Here is a 15,913-nt window from a genome sequence, read left to right as displayed (position 1 = left end):
GCCGGCCCGAGGGCGCGCCCTAAGCGGCGCGCACCTTGGCGAGGAATCCGTCCACCGCGCTGGAGATGGTGTTGCAGCGTCGGCAACACCTTGCTGAAATTGAAGGCGGCTCGAAGCCGCATAGGCAGGATCGCGCCCGGCGGTTTCCCGCACGCTTCCGATCAGCGCTGCATCTGCATGATCTGATCCATCGGCGGCATGTTCTGGTTCAGATTGGCCATGATCCAAAGCGAACCGCCGACCACCAGGAACACGATCAGCAGACCGAAGGCCAGCGCCAGGATGTTGTTGGTGTTGTCGGGATCGGTCGTGATGTGGATGAAGAACACCAGATGCACGCCCATCTGCGCGATTGCGAGCACGACCAGCGCCACTGGAATTGACGGCTGCCAGACCAGGCTGGTGCCGGCGATGAAGAACGAGGTCACCGTCAGGAGGATCGCCAGTCCGAAGCCGATGAAATAACCAAGCAGGCGCGGGCCGATGCGGACTTCTTCCTCATCGCCGGGAGCGAGATCCATGGGATGATGCAGATGTTGATCACTCATGCAGCGCTCCCGAGCAGATAGACCACGGAGAAGATCGCGACCCAGATGATGTCGAGCGCATGCCAGAACAGCGCAAAGCACAACAGGCGCCGCATGATGTCGGCGCGAAATCCCTTGGCGAACACCTGCGCCATCATCGTGAGCAGCCAGAGAATGCCCGCCGAGACGTGCATGCCATGGCAGCCGACCAGGGTGAAGAACGCACTGAGAAAGGCGCTGCGCGTCGGTCCGGCGCCGCGGCCGACGAGATCGGCGAATTCGCGAAATTCAAGCGCCAGAAAACCCAAGCCCAGCAGGCAGGTCACGGCCATGCTGATCTGGTACCAGCGCAGATTGCGGACGTCGGCTGCAATCATCGCAAGGCCGCAGGTGAAGCTCGACAGCAGCAGGAAGGCCGTTTCCGCCGCGACGCTCCTGAGATCGAACAATTCCGCGCCGCTTGGGCCCCCCGCGGTCCTCTCCAGCAGCACCGCATAGGTTGCAAAGAAGCAGGAGAACATCACGATGTCGCTGAGCAGGAATATCCAGAAGCCGTAGCCGGTCACGATCCGCTTCGAAGCAGGTCCCTCGTGCGGCCGGCCGCCCAGGAGATTCGGATCGCCTTGTTCGTAAAACGCTGCGTCTGTCACGGCCGGTTCCCCGCAAGCTGGTTGAGGGCGGCGCGGCGCGCCTCGCGATTGAGGCCGTCGATACGCGCGACCTCAGCGGCGGGAATGACGTATTCGTCGTGGTCGCGCCAGGCGAACGCCACGAAGGTCGCGAACGCGCCGATCCCGCCGAGAATGACCATCCACCAGATGTGCCAGATCAGGGCAAAGCCCATGATCGTCGCAAAGAAGGCGCAGACAAATCCAGTCGGCGAATTCTTCGGCATCTCGATATCTCTATATTCGGGCTCAGTCCTCAGCGAGCCCTGCTGCCTGGCGCGCGACTTTATCGCCCAGTAGGCGTCCTCGCCTCCGACGTCCGGCATGACCGCAAAATTGAACACCGGTGGCGGCGAGGAAGTGGACCATTCCAGCGATCGCCCGTCCCAGGGATCGCCGGTGACATCGCGCAGGGACTCACGATCGCGGATGCTGACGGCAAGCTGTACGACCTGACAAATCACTCCGATCGAGAGCAGGATCGTGCCGATCGCCGCCACGATCATCAAGGGCTGCCATTCCGCGACATCGTAGTGCTGCATGCGCCGCGTCATGCCGAGAAAGCCCGCCGCATAGAGTGGAATGAAGGTGACGTAAAATCCGGTCAGGGTGAACCAGAACGCGGCCTTGCCCCACCCCTCATGCAAGCGGAAACCGAAGGCTTTCGGGAACCAGTAGATGTAACCCGCAAATACCCCGAACAGCACGCCGCCGATGATGACGTTGTGGAAGTGCGCGATCAGAAACATGCTGTTGTGCAGGAGGAAATCCGCCGGCGGCACCGCGACGAGAACACCTGTCAGACCGCCGATGATGAAGGTCACCATGAAGCCGAGCGACCACATCATCGGCGTCGCAAAGCGCACGCGACCACCGTACATCGTGAACAGCCAGTTGTAGATCTTCACGCCGGTCGGGACCGCGATGATCATGCTGGCGATGCCGAATATGGCGTTGACGTTGGGGCCGGCGCCCATGGTGAAGAAGTGATGCAGCCAGACGCAGAATGAGATGATGCAGATTGCCATGGTCGCAATCACCATGGAGCGGTAACCGAACAACGGCTTGCTGGAGAATGTCGGGACCACTTCCGAAAAGATGCCGAACGCGGGCAGCGCCAGGATGTAGACCTCGGGATGCCCCCACGCCCAGATCAGGTTCATGAACATCATGACATTGCCGCCGGCTTCATTGGTGAAGAAGTGGAAACCGAGATAACGATCGAGGATCAGCATTGCCAGCGTTGCGGTGAGAATCGGAAACGCCGCAATAATCAGGAGGCTCGATGCGAGCGTGGTCCAGCAGAACATCGGCATACGCAGGTAAGTCATGCCTTTGGTGCGCAGCTTCAGGACGGTGGCGACGAGATTGATCCCCGCCACCAGCGTGCCCACGCCGGAGATCTCCAGGGACCACAAATAGTAGTCGACGCCGACACCGGGCGAATAGGTCAGTTCGGACAACGGCGGATAAGGCAGCCAGCCGGTTCGCGCGAACTCGCCGACCACGAGCGAGACGTTGACGAGCAGCGCACCGGTCGCGGTGAGCCAGAAGCCCACCGAGTTGAGCGTCGGAAACGCCACGTCGCGCACGCCGAGTTGCAGCGGTACGACGAAATTCATCAAGCCGATGACGAACGGCATCGCCACAAAGAAAATCATGATGGTGCCGTGCGCGGAAAATATCTGGTTGTAGTGCTCTGGCAGCAAATAGCCTTGCGAATGGAAAGCGACCGCCTGCTGCGCGCGCATCATGATGGCATCGCTGCCGCCGCGCAGCAGCATCACCAGGGCGAGCAAGCAGTACATCACGCCGATCCGCTTGTGATCGACGCTGGTGATCCATTCGCGCCAGAGATAAGGCAGGTGGCCGGCAATGATGATCCACGCGATCACGGCCAGAATGATGACCAGCACCGCAGCACCGGTGATCAGCGGGATCGGTTGATCGAAGGGGATCGCGGCCCAGGTCAATTTACCTAACACTGGCTGCTCCACTCTCAGGCTCGGGTCTTGCCGGATTGTCGACCGGTTTCGGTCCAGGGCCGGGCGGGATCGCCTGCGTCGCGATGTCGTGGAACAGCAAGGGATCGGTGAGCTTGTAGGACTGTTTGTCTTTCGGCACCGACTGCTTGACCAGTTCGCTATAGGCTTTGCGATCGAGCGTCTTGCCGTTTTTGGCTACACCACTCGCCCACTCCGAAAATTGCGGCTGCGAGACGACGTGCACGTCAAACAGCATGTCCGAAAAACCGTCGCCGCTAAGCATCGCCGACAGGCCCTGGAGGTCGCCGACACCGTCGGCGCGCAGCTCAAGGCGCGTCACCATGCCGTTCATGGTGTAGATCATGCTGCCGAGCGACGGCACGAAGAACACGTTCATCACGCTGCCAGAGGTGAGCTGGAGATGCAGCGGCGCGCCGACCGGCACCGTCAGCGAATTCAGCGAGGCGATCCTTTGGTCGGGGTAGATAAAGAGCCATTTCCAGTCGAGCGAGACGACCTGCACCGTCACACCCGCACCCGTCCCTTCCACCGGCCGCGCCGGATCGAGCTGATGTGAACCGATCCAGGCGACGCCGCCGAGCAGGATGACGGTGAGCGTGGGGATCGACCACACGACCAGTTCTATGCGGCCGGAGTGGGCGAAATTGGGAAGATAAGACGCCCGGCCGTTCGACTGGCGGAAGTGGTAGGCAAAGGCGAAGATTGCCGCGATTGTCGGCAGCACGATCGCCAGCATGATCGCGATCGAATCGATCAGGATGGCCTTGTCAGCCGCAGCAACCGGACCTTGTGGATCGAGAATGTTCATCGGCAGGTCCGGGCGAGATGAATCCGCGGCAATCGTTGCCGGCGAGCGAGGTTCCAGACACACGGGCATTGTTCTGAGCTGGATGGCCGGGGTCAAGCTGAATTTGGTATGATGTGTTCATCCCGAAGTCACATGGACCATGCCGGTAGCTTGTGAACGGGTCAGGCGCTTGCGCGCCGTTCAAGGACGCAAGCGGCATCTGGATTTCTTCCATCGCGCGCTCCCCGATTTCACGCGTGACAACGCCGAAGCCGGCGACTTGAGCCTGCAATCCAGCAATCGTCCGAAGCAAACCGGGAACAACTCTTGCACTGGCGCGGTTAGCTTCTTGAGGCAACACCTTCCATCAAGACCGGCAATGGAGGAACTCGCGATGACCGAGAAAAGCAGTGCGGCTGCCAACAAGAAACTGAAGCCAAGCTGGCAGATCTATGAAGAGAGCTGCAGCAGATGGCGTCCACAGCTCGACGATGGCCGCCCTCGGCAGTCCGAGGACGATCAACAGCGGGAGTTGTTCGGCCCGCGCGGGGTGCCGGGCAAGCCATATCCGGCGAAAATGGTCCCGCAACGGAAGAAGAAAACGCCGACCGACTTTGATCCCGGTCACACGGCTTAAAGGCCCGATCCAGAAAACGCGTGCCCGCATGCGGCAAAGCAAAAGCCAGACTCGCCGGCTCTGGCCCTTGCTGGCCGTCAATTTCTTTATGGCCGACATGCAATCCGGCATTGCCGCGCTCCGGGTCGCGCTGCGAGCCGCGGTCAATCAGTATTAGACAGCCGATCGCATTCTGGTTCATCGCGGGCCGAACTGCGCCAGGAACATCGATACGGCCGCTTTGACGTGACGGCCGATTTCCTTTTCGGTCGGCGGTTTCCATGTCGATTGGAACAGACGGCGCAGATGAAATTGCGAAACCACCGCGCCGAGATAGAGCCGCGCTGCCAGTGTCGGCTCGTCGCAATGCAGTTCGCCCCTTGCAGACGCCTCGGAAAGATATTGCGTGAGCCGCGCGACCGTCAGCCCCGGACCGCGCTGATAGAAGAGATCGCCGAGCTCCGGCGTGCGCGTCGCCTCGGCCACGACGGTTCTGAACAGAAACGAGGCCTCTCCGGTGACGATAGTGCGAAGCAGATTGACACCGAGCTCCGTCAGCACCGTTTCCGGACTTCCGCCGCGCGCCATCGGCGTGTCGGGTCCGGAAATCTGTTGGGCCTTCCGGCTGATGATCTCGGCAAACAAAAGCTCCTTGCTTTCGAAGTGCCGGTAGAGCGTTTCCTTCGACGCCCCGGCCGCTTCAGCGATCATCTGCATCGTGGTGTCGGGAAAGCCGCGCTCAAGAAGCATTTGCTCCGCAATGTCAATCAGTTGCTTGCGCCGCCGGGCGCCGCGCGGAACTTTTCGAGTGGCCGGGTTTGTAGGCATGCCAGCGTCACCGAACGGTCGGAGCAACCCTTGTCACTAAACGAACCATCAGGTACGGTTATATCCGGGGCGCCACTGACGTGGCAAGGCTGACGGATTTAGCAGTTTGAAGGGGGTCGCGCCCTATGCCGGTTGACGATGTCCAGCAGGAGAGCAGCTCACCCCAAGTGAAGCGCGCCGAGCGGCGCGGCGAGGATGCGCCCAAACCGGAGGAGGCGAAGCCCGACGCCTCCAAATCTACACCCGAGAACGACAAGGCGGCTGCGACTGCGGCCGCCCGCGAAGAAACCAGAAAGAAACGGCGGCCCACCGTCGTCATCATCGGCGGCGTGGTGCTGACGCTGCTCGCCATCGGCGGCCTCTATTATTGGCTCACGACCCGAGGCATCGAAGAAACCGACGACGCCTTTACCGACGGCCGCGCCATCACCATCGCGCCGCAGGTCGCTGGCACGGTGGTCTCGCTCGACGTCAACGACAACCAGTTCGTCAAAAAGGGTCAGCCGCTCATCCACATCGACCCACGGCAATACCGGATTGATCGTGAGCAGGCGGAAGGCGCGCTTGCGACCGCGAAAGCGCAGTATCGCGGCCAGCAATACGGGCTGGAGGTTGCGAAGAAGAATTTTCCTGCGCAACTCGAACAAGCCAAGGCGCAGCTCGAAAACGCCAAGGCGACGAAGGCCAGGACCAAGGCTGATTACGATCGGCAAAAGGCACTGCCAAAGGCTGCGACTTCGCAACAGGATGTCGATGCCGCGGAAGCCGCGTTGAAGCAGGCCGAAGCGCAGGTGGCGTTGGCCGACGCCCAGGTGACCCAAAACTCGCCAGTCGCGGAACGCGTCGGCGAGACCGACGCCGCCGTAGGCCAGCTCAAGGGCCAGGTCGAGCAGGCGCAAGCGAAGCTCGATCAGGCTGATTTGAATCTGTCCTGGACCGTGGTCACAGCACCCCAGGACGGCTGGATCACCAAGCGCAACGTGGAGCAAGGCAACTACGTCGCCCCCGGCCAGCAGATATTTTCAATCGTCGCGCCGGAAATCTGGATCACCGCCAACTTCAAGGAGAGCCAGCTCGTCAACATGCGGCCCGGCCAGCACGTCAGCATCCGCGTCGATGCATATCCGCAGCTGCGGCTCGAAGGACATGTGGACAGCATCCAGCTTGGATCCGGTTCGAAATTCACGGCCTTCCCGCCCGAAAACGCCACCGGCAACTTCATCAAGATCGTTCAGCGCGTGCCGGTGAAGATCGTGATCGACAAGGGGCTCGATCCCAACATTCCGCTGCCGCTCGGGATTTCGGTTGAGCCGAGGGTCGCGGTGCAATGAGCGACGCAAAACCCGAAGAACCATGGAAACCGCAATATAATCCATGGCTCATCGCGGTCATCGTGACGTCGGCCGCGTTTATGGAGATTCTCGACACCACGATCGTGAACGTGGCGCTTCCGCATATTGCCGGAAGCCTGTCATCCAGCAACGACGAGGCGACCTGGGCGCTGACCTCCTATCTCGTCGCCAACGGCATCGTTCTGACCATCTCCGGATGGCTCGGCGACCTCCTGGGCCGCAAACGCTACTTCATCATCTGCATCGTGATGTTCACGGTGTGCTCGTTCCTGTGCGGCATCGCGCAGAGCCTCAGCCAGCTCATCATCTTTCGCCTGATGCAGGGATTCTTCGGCGGCGGACTACAGCCGAACCAGCAGTCAATCATTCTGGATTATTTTCCGCCGGCGCGACGCGGCGCGGCGTTCGGCGTCACGGCGATCGCAACCATCGTCGCGCCGGTATTGGGCCCGACGCTCGGCGGCATCATCACCGATCAGGTGTCGTGGCGCTGGATCTTCTTCATCAACGTTCCCGTCGGCATGATCGCGGCCTTCTTCGTTTCCGTGCTGGTCGAAGATCCGCCGTGGGAAAAGAACCGCCGCAGCCGCGGCATCGACTATATCGGCCTCGCCTTGATCGCGATCGGCCTCGGCTGTCTCGAGATCATGATGGACCGCGGCGAGGATGCCGACTGGTTCAATTCCGGCTTCATCCGCCTGATGGCGATACTCGCTTTCCTTGGGATATCGGGAGCGATCGGCTGGCTGTTGATCGCCAGGAAGCCTATCGTCGATCTCTCGGTGTTTGCCGACCGGAATTTCGCCGGAGGGTGCGTCATGATCGGGGCCACCGGCGGCATTCTCTATGCGAGCGCCGTCTTGATTCCGCAATTCGCCCAGACCGTGCTGATGTACAACGCGACCTGGGCTGGGATGATTCTCTCTCCGGGAGGGATCGCGGTCATCCTTCTGATTCCATTCGTCGGCCGGCTGATGACCAAGGTACAGATTCGCTTCATCATCGCGACCGGCTTCACGATCATCGGGTGTGCGCTGGTTTATTCGAGCACGCTGGTCCCGGATATCGACTTCAAGACACTGGTCTACATGCGGACCTTCCAGTCCGCCGGACTGGCGTTCCTCTTTGTGCCGATCAGCACCATCGCCTACATGACGTTGCCGCGGGAACTCAACGGCGACGGCGCCGCGCTGTTTGCGATGTTCCGGAATATTTTCGGCTCGATCGGAATTGCGCTGGCGACCTCGCAGGTGACGCAGCGCTCGCAGGTGCATCAAAGTTATCTGTCGCAATGGATCACGCCGCTCAACCAGCCATACCAGGCACTCGTCGCGCAATACGAACAGGCGCTGCGGGCGATGGGCCGCGTCGGCGCCGCGGCGCATGACGCGGCTGTAGGCCGGGTCTATCAGGTGTTCCGGACACAGGCCGCGATTCTCGGCTATCGAGATGTCTTCCTCTATTGCGCGATCGTGGCCTTTCTGATTGTCCCCCTCTGTTTCCTGCTTTCGCCGAAGACCGGGGGCATGCGGGCCGGAGGTGGCCATTGATGCCGAAATTCTACCGCTGCCGTAGCGGCGCTTTCGCCGCCATGCTCGTGATGCTCTCCGGCTGCACGCTCGGGCCCGACTTCGTCGAACCGAACGCCCATCTGCCTGAGAACAAGACCTTCAACGGTCAGACGATCTCGGACGCGCATCTGCCGGCGCCGACCGATCCGAACTGGTGGAACATCTTTGGCGACCCGGTTCTGACCAATCTCGAAAGCCGCGTTGCGGAAGCCAATCTCGACGTGCGAACCGCTGCCATCCGCATTGCCGAAAGCCGCTACCAGCGCGGCGCCGCGGCTGCCGCCGAATTTCCCAGCATCAATGGCGACGGCAAGTATCAACGCGAACTTTACTCCAAGAACGGCATCATCAGCCTGCTGGCGCCTCTGCTCGGCCCCGCCGGATCGGGCGGCGTCCCCATTCAGCCGATCAACGAGTATACGGTCGGCCTCGACATGTCCTGGGAGCTCGATCTCTGGGGCCGCGTTCGCCGCCAGGTCGAAGCTGCCGACGCGCAGGTCGATCAGGCGGAGGATCGAAGGCGGGATGCGCTGGTGTCGAGCTTCGCGGAACTCGCGCGTAATTACATCCAGCTTCGCGGCACGCAGGATCAGATCCGGATTGCAGAAAGCAATCTGAGGGTCGATCGGGATATTCTTCAGCTCGCCCAGCAGCTGCAGCAAAAGGGCGTGCGCAGCGGGCTCGATGCCGAAAATGCGGCGGCGCAAGTCGAAGGCATCCGCGCGCAACTGCCGAGCCTGCAGCAGCAGCAAATCCAGTATCAGAACGCGATCGCCCTGCTGCTCGACATGCCGCCGAGCTCGCTCAATGCCACACTCGGTCCGGGACACGCGCTGAGGCTACCGGCGCACGTCCCCCTAGGAATGCCGTCGGAATTGGCGCGGCGCCGGCCCGACATTCGCCAAGCCGAGGATCAATTGCATACCGCAACCGCCAATATCGGCGTTGCGGTTGCGTCGTTCTATCCGAAATTCCAGCTCAACGGCCAGGTGGTGCTGGACTCGCTCCAGTTCAGCAGCCTGTACAACGCAAGTTCGCTGCAATACATGGCCGGCCCGAGCGTGACCTTGCCGATCTTCGACGGCTTTCGATTGAAGAGCATGCTCAACCTGAGCGAAGTACAGCAGGCGGAAGCCGCCCTCACCTATCACAAGACGGTGCTGCAAGCCTGGCATGAAGTCGTCAACGCGATTGCGTCACTTCGGCTCGAACAGATCCGCCGCGCGCGGCTGCGCGACCAGCTCGGGCATACCCGCGCGGCGCTTGATCTCGGCCGCTCGCGCTACAACGACGGCGTCGCCGATTTCCTCACCGTGCTCGATGCCGAGCGCAACCTGCTCCAGAACGAACAGCAATTGGCGGCGTCGACCACTAACGTCGCGCTCGATCTGGTCACGCTGTTCAAGGCGCTCGGCGGCGGCTGGGAACAGGCGATGCCCGATCCGCCAAAGCCGATGGTGGTCCAGGTCAAGGATACCGCGACGACCGATCCCGCCGCACATTGAGGCGCGCGCATCGCAGGCGCAACCCGCGGTCAGAGACGATAAGGTCGTTTTTCACCATGTGAGAAGCGGACGGCGCTAGAGGCAACTCTTTTCAAAAGCCCTCGACAACGAGAGGACTATGGTCGAAATAGCGGGAATGACAGACGGTATGTCATGACAAGCGGACGACCGTCGGCGAGACAGTCGGATAGTGGGGGAAACGAGTCATGAAGCTCAATCAATGGATCGCGGCAGGCGCAAGCGCTTTCGCGCTGATGTACGGTGGCGCCGCCATCGCGGCCAACGTCAACATCTCCGCCCACGACATCGGCGGCCAGGTGACTGGCGAGAAGGGTCCGGAGGCTGGCGTCTGGATCATCGCCGAGACCAAAGACCTCCCGACCAAATATGCGAAGATCGTGGTGTCAGACGATCAGGGCCGCTTCGTGATTCCCGAGCTGCCCGACGCGAACTATAAAGTCTGGGTTCGCGGCTATGGCCTGACCGACAGCGCTGCCGTTGAATCACGCCCCGGCAAGGTGCTCGATTTCAAGGTCAAGCCGGCCGCATCTGCTGCCGCCGATGCGCAGCATTATCCCGGCATGTACTGGTACTCCCTGCTCGACATTCCGCCCTCGAGTGAATTTCCCGGCACCGGCGCCAAGGGCAACAAGATGCCGGAAACGATGAAGAGCCAGGCGCAGTTTGTCGATACCGTCAAGAACATGTGCCAGTCCTGCCATGCCCTCGGCACGCGCGGCATCCGCGAAATCCCGAAGTTCTTCATGGACCAGGCTCACGACTCGCAGACCGCGTGGGCGATGCGCACGCAAGCCGGTCAAGCCATGGAATACATGGCGACCGCGATCAACAGCGTCGGACCCGACAAGGTCTACGAAACCTTCTCCAAGTGGACCGACAAGATCGCAGCCGGCGCGTTGCCGTTCGACAAGCCGGAGCGCCCCAAGGGCATCGAGCGCAATGTCGTTTACACGGAGTGGGACTGGGCCTCGCCGACGCATTACCAGCACGACGCGGTCTCGACCGACAAACGCAATCCGCATCTGAATGCGAACGGGCTGATCTATGGATCGCCGGAAGAGAGCACGGATCTCATTCCCACGCTCGATCCGGTCAAGAACGTGGCCTCCACCATCAAGGAGCCTTACCTCGATCCCAAGATGACGGGTTCAGCGGACGCGCCGCACGGTACCTCGGCCTATTGGGGCGACGAGGCGATCTGGGACGGTCACACCTCAATCCACAACGTGATGATGGATGAGCAAGGCAAGGTCTGGTTCACCGCCAAACTACGCCCGCCGGCCAATCCGGACTATTGCAAGCAGGGTTCAAACCTTCCCTCGGCCAAGGCCGATCCGCAGGCGACCGCGGCACGCGAGCTGTCGCGCTTCGATCCCGCCACCGGCAAATGGGATTTGATCAACACCTGCTTCTCGACCCATCATCTGTATTTCGGACACGACGCCAACGACACTCTGTGGATGAGCGCTGGCGGTCCGGGCGCCGGCGGCGGCATGGTCGGCTGGCTCAACACCAAGCAGTTCCGCGAAACCCATGACGGCGTCGCTTCGCAAGGCTGGACTGCGCTCGTCATCGACACCAACGGCAACGGGAAGCGCGATGCATATGTCGGCGCCAAGGATCCCGTCGATCCGACCAAGGACAAGCGCATCGCCGCGTCGTTCTACGGCATCATGCCAAGCCCGGTCGACGATTCCATCTGGGGCCAGGCGATGGATCGAGGCTTCTCCCGCGTCGACCAGCCCGGCTACATCATTCGCTTGATGCCGGGGCCTGATCCCACCAACACGGCGCTTGCGGAAGTGTATCAGCCTCCGGAAGGCACGTTCGGTCCGCGCGGCATCGATATCGGGTTGGATGGCGTGGTCTGGACCGTGCTGTCGAGCGGCCATCTCGGGAGCTTCGACCGCAAACTGTGCAAGGGGCCGCTCAACGGCCCGACCACCGCCGACGGCAAGCAGTGCCCGGAAGGCTGGCACGTCTATCGGCTGCCGGGACCGCAATTCAAGGGGCTCGACCCCAAGGGTAGCGCGAACCACGCTTATTATGTGTGGGTCGACCGCTACAATGTGCTGGGCCTCGGCGCCAATGTGCCGATCGCCGAAGCCAACGGCGCTGAAGCCCTGATCGCGCTCGTGAAAGGCAAGTTCGTTACGCTGCACGTGCCCTACCCGCTCGGCTTCTTCACCAAGAATGTCGACGGCCGGATCGACGACGACTCCAAGGGGTGGAAAGGCCGCGGCATCTGGACCACCTCCGGCACGCGCGCCAACTTCCATGGCGAAGGCGGCAAGGAAGCCTATCCAAAAGTGTTCAAGGTGCAGATGCGGCCCGATCCGCTGGCACATTGAGTTCTTTGATAACTCTTTGAAAGGTGCCGGGCTCCGCGCCAGACGGCGAACGGAGCCCGGCTTTCATTGTCTTGGCACCGAAGCTGGCTTAAACCGGAACTCTCACGCTTTTCAGAGTGCGGATGCCTGCCAACGAAGATCTCTTCACCCGACTACTGACGCCGATCGGCAAATGGATTCGCCGCTACCGGCTGCAACTGATCCTCGCGCTTCGGGTGACGGTCGCCGCGGTGCTGGCCTTCGCGGTGGCGCAGGTCCTGCATCTGCATCTGCCGCTCTGGGCAGTTCTGACATCGCTGATCGTGACCCAGATGAGCCTTGGCCGCTCGTTGAAAGTGGCGAGCGACTATCTGATCGGCACCTTCGGCGGCGTCGCCTATGGCGGCGCGCTCGCGATCCTGATCCCGCACGAAAGCGAATGGGCCCTGCTCGCCGTGTTGGCGCTTGCAATCGCGCCGCTCGCCTTCATCGCTTCGTTTCGCGCCAATTTCAACGTGCTGCCGGTGACCGCCATCATCGTGCTTCTGGTGCCGAGCATGCAGCATGTCAGCCCGGCCGGCTCCGCGATCGATCGCATACTCGAGGTCACCGTCGGCGGTGCGGTCGGTTTCATCGTGTCCTTTTTGTTGTTTCCATCGCGCGCGAATGCAATCACCGTCCAGGCCGCGGCCGATATGCTCGACCTTCTGGCGGATGGTCTCTCAAGATTTCTGGAAGACCACACCCGCGAGCTCGACCTTGCGGAACGCCGGCGTATCCAGGACGGGATCGCCGGGGCGCTGACGCGATTGAATATAACCGGGGTCGAAGCCGAGCACGAGCGCAATGCGCGGCTCACCTCCGGCCCCGACACCGGCCCTCTGTTGCGCACGTTGTTGCGGTTGCGCCATGACGTCGTGATGCTTGGCCGAGCCGTGGGATACGAGTTTCCTGGGGAAATCTCGGCGCGGTTGACGCCGCCGCTCAGGAAGATCGAGACCACGGGACGCGATTTCCTCCGCGCCTGTGGCGCGGCTTTGCGCGATCAAAAGCCCCCACCTCCGCTCGGCGCCGTCGACGCCCCGTTCCGGGATTACATTGACACGTTCGGGGCGGTGCGGCGTGGGGGACTGACGCGCAACATGAAAAGTGAGGACGCCGAGCGGTTGTTTGCACTCGGCTTCGCGCTCGAGCAGCTCCGCGAGCATCTTGTGGAGGTGCACCGCGTCGTCGGGGAATGGGCGCGCGGCTAGGGTCGTCCGGCTTTCGCAAATCGACAGTGGCAAACGGGTCCAGGCCTCACTAAATTGTCTGCATGAAAAAGATCGGCTTTCTCTCCTTCGGACACTGGAATCCCTCGCCGCAGTCAGGCGCCCGCTCGGCGGCGGACGTGCTGTTGCAATCCATCGATCTCGCCGTTGCAGCCGAGGAGCTGGGTGCGGACGGCGCCTACTTCCGCGTCCATCATTTCGCGCGCCAGCTCGCCTCGCCCTTCCCTCTGCTCGCGGCGGTCGGCGCAAGAACCAGCCGGATCGAGATCGGCACCGCCGTGATCGACATGCGCTACGAGAACCCGCTTTACATGATCGAAGACGCGGGTAGCGCGGATCTGATTTCCCGCGGCCGCTTGCAGCTTGGCATCAGCCGGGGCTCGCCCGAACAGGTGATCGATGGATGGCGGCATTTCGGCTATCAGCCGGCCGAAGGTCAGGACGACGCCGGCATGGGGCGGCGTCATGCCGAGATTTTTCTCGATCTATTGCGCGGTCAGGGTTTTGCGCGCCCCAATCCACGGCCGATGTTTCCGAATCCGCCGGGGCTGCTGCGCCTCGAGCCGATTTCCGAGGGCCTGCGCGAACGTATCTGGTGGGGCGCCGGTTCAAACGCGACCGCGATATGGGCAGCCAAGCTCGGCATGAACTTGCAGAGCTCAACCCTGAAGAGCGACGAGACCGGCGAGCCGTTTCATATCCAGCAGGCGGCACAAATCCGCAGCTATCGCGCCGCATGGAAGGAAGCCGGCCACACCCGCGAGCCACGGGTATCCGTCAGCCGCAGCATTTTTGCATTGGTGGACGATCGCGACCGCAGCTATTTCGGGCACGAGCAGGACGGCAAGGATCAAATTGGATTCATCGACGAGAATACCCGCGCGATCTTCGGCCGCAGCTATGCGGCCGAGCCGGACGTGCTGATCGAACAGCTGAAGCAGGATGAAGCGATCGCTGAAGCCGACACACTGCTACTGACCGTGCCCAACCAGCTCGGCGTCGCCTACAACGCGCATGTGATCGAGGCGATACTGACCCACATCGCGCCTGCCCTCGGCTGGCGCTGACGGTCGAGCCGATTCACTGACGCCGCGAACTCAGCGATCGCCCTCGCCGGCACTGACGACAAGTTTACGCCGTGTCGGAAACAGCGTCAGATGATAGCGCTCGGCGACGAAGCCCCAAAGGCCCTTCGGCGCGAACAGCATGACGAAGATTCCGAGCGCGCCGAGCACAATGAGATACCACGCGCCGAAGTCGGCGAGATAACGCTGCATCAGGTAGAAGATGACCGCGCCGACTATCGGCCCCTCGATCGTCCCGATGCCGCCGATCACCGTGATGAAAATGACGTAGGCGGTCCAGTCCAGCACCGAGAAAGCGGCATCCGGCGAGATGCGCGCCTTCTGAAGATAGATCATCGCGCCGATCATGCCGGTCATGGCGGCGACCGCGACATAGACGCCGAGCTTGATGCGGTAAATGTCAACGCCAAGGCCCGCGGCCGCGGTTTCGTTATCGCGGATCGCGCCAAGCGCCAGCCCGCGGCGCGAACGCAGCATGAAATAGACGAGCGCTAGGGTGCCGACCGTCAGCGCCAGCACCAGCCAGTACGAGATAATGTCGCGCGCGGCCGGCGTGCGGACATTTAACATCCCCTTGACCCATTCGATGCCGGGCACGGACGATGTGACTTGTGGATCGAGCGAAGTGCCGGTGCCGCCGCCGAGCATCCTGAACTGGGCGAAGACGAGACGATAGACTTCCGCAACGACCCAGCTGCCGATCGCAAAATAAGCGCCGCGCAGGCGGAACACGATTAAGGCGGTCGGCAAGGCCAATGCCGCTGAAACTGCGCCCACCACAGGAATCGCCAGCAGCGGGTTGATGCCGCCCGGCAATGTCAGCGCGAACAGAAGATAGCCGCCCAGGCCGACAAAGGCCTGTTGGCCAACCGAAATCAGGCCGGCATAGCCCGCAAGCAGATTCCAGCATTGCGCCAGCGCCATCATGTAGAACAGAAAGATCAGATTCTGGATCAGGTCGCGGCCGGCAAAGACGGGCAACATCACGGCCACGAGCAACGCAATGCCTATGATGACGGCGGAAAGGCGCGAAGCGGCGCCTGGTGTCTCGATGTGGAACGTTTGCTTCAGCTCGCGGGTGTCAGCCTCCATCGCCGTTTCCCCTTAATCCAGCGCGCGCGGAAACAGGCCACGCGGCCTGATCACCAGCACGATGAGGAAAGCCAGATGCCCGGACAGGATCTGCCACTCCGGATTGATGCGCGCGCCGATGGTCTGCGCCACGCCGAGCACGATGCCGCCCGCCAGCGTGCCCCAGAAACTGCCGAGGCCGCCGATGATCACGGCCTCAAAAGCGTAGAGCAGGCGTGCGGGGCCGATGGTGGGATCGAAATTCGCCCTCAAGC

14 protein-coding genes and 1 pseudogene are annotated in these 15,913 nt (G+C 61.9%); 8 read left to right on the top strand and 7 right to left on the bottom strand.

Annotated elements, in window-relative coordinates:
* Positions 1 to 161: 161 nt before the first annotated feature.
* The 4 genes from cyoD to WB528_RS10125 are packed head-to-tail and all read right to left on the bottom strand — an operon-like array spanning position 162 to position 4,009.
* On the bottom strand, positions 162 to 548 hold the full coding sequence (gene cyoD / locus WB528_RS10140) for a cytochrome o ubiquinol oxidase subunit IV (protein ID WP_423888284.1): 387 nt from the start codon (positions 546 to 548) through the stop codon (positions 162 to 164).
* Complete coding sequence (gene cyoC / locus WB528_RS10135) at positions 545 to 1,177, bottom strand: cytochrome o ubiquinol oxidase subunit III (RefSeq protein ID WP_423888283.1); 633 nt, start codon at positions 1,175 to 1,177, stop codon at positions 545 to 547. Before cyoC ends, cyoD begins: the two co-directional genes overlap by 4 nt.
* Complete coding sequence (cyoB, locus tag WB528_RS10130; protein ID WP_423888282.1) at positions 1,174 to 3,180, bottom strand: cytochrome o ubiquinol oxidase subunit I; 2,007 nt, start codon at positions 3,178 to 3,180, stop codon at positions 1,174 to 1,176. The genes cyoC and cyoB overlap by 4 nt, the downstream gene beginning before the upstream one ends.
* Positions 3,170 to 4,009, bottom strand: coding sequence for a COX aromatic rich motif-containing protein (locus WB528_RS10125; RefSeq protein ID WP_423888281.1), 840 nt, complete (start codon positions 4,007 to 4,009; stop codon positions 3,170 to 3,172). Before WB528_RS10125 ends, cyoB begins: the two co-directional genes overlap by 11 nt.
* A 169-nt stretch (positions 4,010 to 4,178) precedes the next feature.
* On the opposite strand from WB528_RS10125, the gene WB528_RS10120 reads away from it, so the two are divergent.
* Both WB528_RS10120 and WB528_RS10115 read left to right on the top strand, forming a co-directional pair.
* Positions 4,179 to 4,625 (top strand): hypothetical protein, encoded by a 447-nt coding sequence (locus WB528_RS10120; protein WP_423888280.1) that lies wholly within the window; start codon positions 4,179 to 4,181, stop codon positions 4,623 to 4,625.
* Positions 4,626 to 4,653: 28 nt separating this feature from the next.
* Complete coding sequence (locus WB528_RS10115; protein WP_423888279.1) at positions 4,654 to 4,782, top strand: hypothetical protein; 129 nt, start codon at positions 4,654 to 4,656, stop codon at positions 4,780 to 4,782.
* Positions 4,783 to 4,802: 20 nt separating this feature from the next.
* Here the strand turns inward: WB528_RS10115 and WB528_RS10110 are convergent, their stop codons facing one another.
* Positions 4,803 to 5,432, bottom strand: coding sequence for a TetR/AcrR family transcriptional regulator (locus tag WB528_RS10110; protein ID WP_423888278.1), 630 nt, complete (start codon positions 5,430 to 5,432; stop codon positions 4,803 to 4,805).
* Between the two features lie 125 nt (positions 5,433 to 5,557).
* Between WB528_RS10110 and WB528_RS10105 the strand changes: the two genes are divergently transcribed.
* The 6 genes from WB528_RS10105 (at position 5,558) to WB528_RS10080 (ending at position 14,549) form a co-directional block, all read left to right on the top strand.
* Complete coding sequence (locus WB528_RS10105) at positions 5,558 to 6,763, top strand: HlyD family secretion protein (protein ID WP_423888277.1); 1,206 nt, start codon at positions 5,558 to 5,560, stop codon at positions 6,761 to 6,763.
* Positions 6,760 to 8,334: a DHA2 family efflux MFS transporter permease subunit gene (locus tag WB528_RS10100; RefSeq protein ID WP_423888276.1), complete on the top strand. Its 1,575-nt coding sequence runs from the start codon at positions 6,760 to 6,762 to the stop codon at positions 8,332 to 8,334. Before WB528_RS10105 ends, WB528_RS10100 begins: the two co-directional genes overlap by 4 nt.
* Entirely contained in the window at positions 8,334 to 9,860 is a 1,527-nt protein-coding gene (locus tag WB528_RS10095) for an efflux transporter outer membrane subunit (RefSeq protein WP_423888275.1), read from the top strand. The genes WB528_RS10100 and WB528_RS10095 overlap by 1 nt, the downstream gene beginning before the upstream one ends.
* 206 nt (positions 9,861 to 10,066) lie before the next feature.
* Positions 10,067 to 12,232, top strand: coding sequence for a carboxypeptidase-like regulatory domain-containing protein (locus tag WB528_RS10090; RefSeq protein ID WP_423888274.1), 2,166 nt, complete (start codon positions 10,067 to 10,069; stop codon positions 12,230 to 12,232).
* A 122-nt stretch (positions 12,233 to 12,354) separates the two neighbouring features.
* Complete coding sequence (locus WB528_RS10085) at positions 12,355 to 13,464, top strand: FUSC family protein (protein ID WP_423888273.1); 1,110 nt, start codon at positions 12,355 to 12,357, stop codon at positions 13,462 to 13,464.
* Between the two features lie 62 nt (positions 13,465 to 13,526).
* Positions 13,527 to 14,549 carry an LLM class flavin-dependent oxidoreductase gene (locus WB528_RS10080; protein WP_423888272.1) on the top strand — a complete coding sequence of 341 codons (1,023 nt, stop codon included), beginning with the start codon at positions 13,527 to 13,529 and terminating at the stop codon, positions 14,547 to 14,549.
* Positions 14,550 to 14,579: 30 nt separating this feature from the next.
* Here WB528_RS10080 and WB528_RS10075 read toward each other — a convergent pair whose 3' ends face one another.
* Both WB528_RS10075 and WB528_RS10070 read right to left on the bottom strand, forming a co-directional pair.
* On the bottom strand, positions 14,580 to 15,659 hold the full coding sequence (locus WB528_RS10075; protein WP_423888271.1) for a branched-chain amino acid ABC transporter permease: 1,080 nt from the start codon (positions 15,657 to 15,659) through the stop codon (positions 14,580 to 14,582).
* Between the two features lie 12 nt (positions 15,660 to 15,671).
* Positions 15,672 to 15,913, bottom strand: a pseudogene (locus WB528_RS10070) (branched-chain amino acid ABC transporter permease); the annotation flags it as partial.

This window comes from Bradyrhizobium sp., from assembly GCF_049586575.1.
Lineage (GTDB): Bacteria > Pseudomonadota > Alphaproteobacteria > Rhizobiales > Xanthobacteraceae > Bradyrhizobium.
This window is presented reverse-complemented; position numbering and strand designations above follow the sequence as displayed.